Source organism: Streptomyces hygroscopicus subsp. hygroscopicus, assembly GCF_030269125.1.
Taxonomy (GTDB): Bacteria; Actinomycetota; Actinomycetes; order Streptomycetales; family Streptomycetaceae; genus Streptomyces; species Streptomyces hygroscopicus_C.
In genome coordinates, this window is sequence record NZ_BSSM01000064.1 from 1 (window position 1) to 483 (window position 483).

Annotated in this window: 1 protein-coding gene; it reads left to right on the forward strand. The window is 52.8% G+C overall.

All coding sequences use genetic code 11. The features are described from left to right. Positions 1–21 precede the first annotated feature (21 nt). On the forward strand, positions 22–483 hold a 462-nt coding region (locus QSK45_RS38105), incomplete at its 3' end, for a DUF262 domain-containing protein (RefSeq protein WP_285563539.1).

A 483-nucleotide genomic window follows, 5' to 3' on the forward strand; every position in this document is an offset into this window, starting at 1 on the left:
GGCAACGTCGTGGAGAAGCATATGAAGATGGAACCGCGCAGCATCGCGCTTGACAAAATCTTCAAGCGCCGAGGCCGGTACGACATCCCGGATTGGCAGCGGGACGAGGTTTGGTCGCCAGAGCGAAAGCAGTTGCTCATCGACTCCATCCTCAACGGATGGAAGCTTCCTAAGTTCTATTTTGCCAAAACTGCGAGTGATCCCGACGAGTTCGACGTTGTTGATGGCCAGCAGCGACTCTCCGCAATCTGGGAGTTCTTTGAAAACAAACTCCGCCTCTCAGAGGAGACCGCCCAGAAGTTTGGCGGCCATACATATTCCGAGCTTCCTTACACCGTGACCGACAGTTTCGACGATTTCGAGATTCAGTATGACGAAATCACCGATGCGACGGACGATGAAATCCAGGGCTTCTTTCAGCGCCTGCAGCAAGGAATGATGCTGACCTCCGCAGAGAAGCTGAATTCCATTAATAGTAGTCTG